The organism is Mesorhizobium sp. M7A.F.Ca.CA.004.04.2.1, assembly GCF_004022825.1.
GTDB lineage: Bacteria > Pseudomonadota > Alphaproteobacteria > Rhizobiales > Rhizobiaceae > Mesorhizobium.
In genome coordinates, this window is record NZ_RZPH01001064.1 from 1 (window position 1) to 1,979 (window position 1,979).

Annotated in this window: 2 protein-coding genes; both read left to right on the forward strand. The window is 60.4% G+C overall.

Annotation, left to right across the window (positions count from 1 at the left end; genetic code table 11):
- Positions 1-295 precede the first annotated feature (295 nt).
- Complete coding sequence (locus tag EN893_RS31295) at positions 296-1,165, forward strand: outer membrane protein assembly factor BamD (protein WP_127269547.1); 870 nt, start codon at positions 296-298, stop codon at positions 1,163-1,165.
- Between the two features lie 118 nt (positions 1,166-1,283).
- The coding region (locus EN893_RS31300; RefSeq protein ID WP_164901272.1) for an AAA family ATPase at positions 1,284-1,979 on the forward strand (696 nt) is incomplete at its 3' end.

Genomic DNA, 1,979 nt, shown 5'->3' on the forward strand with positions numbered 1-1,979 from the left:
ATGCGCCACTCTACGCACCCTGGATGATCTGATTTCCCAGGTTTTTTTCGGGTTCCATGGTGATAGCGAATGTTGCAGGAATGCACCACCCGCCAGTGAAATTGCATTGATGTCCAAGTGGCGTCCGGCCGCCACAAAAATGCGCGATTGGCCGGAGATAGCGTTGCCGGGCAAGGCGGTTATGGTTTATGGCTGCTGCCGTCGATTAATGCATGTCATTCAAAAGTGGGGACCAGTTTTGAAACAATGGCGTGCAACTGGCATTGAAATAGCGCCGAAAGGGCGAGATCCAATCATGTTCTTCAAGCGAGTTGGTCAATTGAAAGCACCGCAGAGGGCTGTTTTCCTGGCGCTTTCAGTAGTTGTTCCATCGCTCTTTCTGTCGGCCTGCATGTCGTCGGAGAAAGATATCGACCTGTCGACCTATGTCGAGCAGACCGAGCCGGCCGATGTTCTCTACAATCAGGGCCTTGCCAATCTCAATGCCGGGCGCCTGCAGGAGGCGAGCCGGAAGTTCGACGCCGTCGACCGTCAGCATCCCTATTCGGAATGGGCCCGCAAATCGATGGTGATGGGCGCTTTCGCCGACTATCGCCAGGGCAATTACGATGAGGCGATCGGCTCGGCCAAGCGCTATCTCACGCTTTACCCGTCGACCGATGACGCCGCCTATGCGCAGTACATCATCGGCTTGAGCTACTACCGTCAGATCAAGGACGTGACGCAGGACCAGAAGGAAGCGCGCCAGACCGTCCAGACGATGCAGGATCTGGTCACGCGCTGGCCAACATCGGAATATGTCGAAGACGCCAAGGAAAAGATCCGCTTCGCCAACGACCAGTTGGCCGGCAAGGAAATGCAGATCGGCCGTTACTATCTTGAGCGGCGTGAATACATCGCTGCCGTGAAGCGCTTCCGCACCGTGGTCGAGAACTATTCCAACACCCGCCATGTCGAGGAGGCGCTCGCCCGCTTGACCGAAAGCTATTACGCGATGGGTCTGACCTCGGAGGCACAAACCGCCGCCGCCGTGCTCGGCACCAACTACCCCGACAGCCCATGGTACAAGGATTCCTACAAGCTCTTGCAGAGCAATGGGCTTGCACCGCGCGAGAATGCCGGGTCGTGGATATCCAAAGCCGGGAAGATGATCACCGGCGCCTGACGTATGAGCATCGACTGAAGCGCCACAGCGCTTTTCGGATTGATCCGGTGCTCAAACAAAAAGATAGTGCGGCGCTGCGACTGCAAATGGTCGCGTGCCGTTCTAGATTCGGGTTCTGATGCTTTCCAGACTGTCGATCCGCGATATCGTCCTGATCGAGAAGCTGGATATAGACTTCCAGCCGGGTCTTTCGGTACTGACCGGCGAAACCGGTGCCGGCAAATCCATCCTGCTCGACGCCCTTTCGCTGGCGCTCGGTGCGCGCGGCGATGCTTCGCTGGTGCGCCATGGCGCGGCGCAAGGCCAGGTCATCGCCGTCTTCGACGTGCCGCGCAATCATCCGGCGCGTACGCTGCTTGCCGACAATGCGATCGAGGACGACGGCGACATCATCCTGCGCCGCCTGCAGACGGCGGACGGCCGCACCCGTGTCTTCGTCAACGATCAGCCTTCGAGCGTCACGCTGATGCGCGATGTCGGGCGCGCGCTGGTCGAGATCCACGGCCAGCATGACGAGCGCGCGCTGGTCGATCCCGGAGCACACCGCGAGGTGCTCGACGCTTTCGGGGGCCATCTCGGCGCCGTCCGCTCGACCGCCGAGGCATGGCGGCACTGGCGCGCCTGCGAGCAGGAGCTGTCGCGCCACCGCATCAAGGTGGCGGCGGCCGCGCGCGAGGCCGACTATCTGCGCGCGGCGGTGGCGGAATTGACCAAGCTCGATCCGCAGCCGGGCGAGGAGACCGACCTTGCCGAACTGCGCGCATCGATGATGCGGGCCGAAAAGATCGCTTCCGAAATCCATGACGCGCAGGAT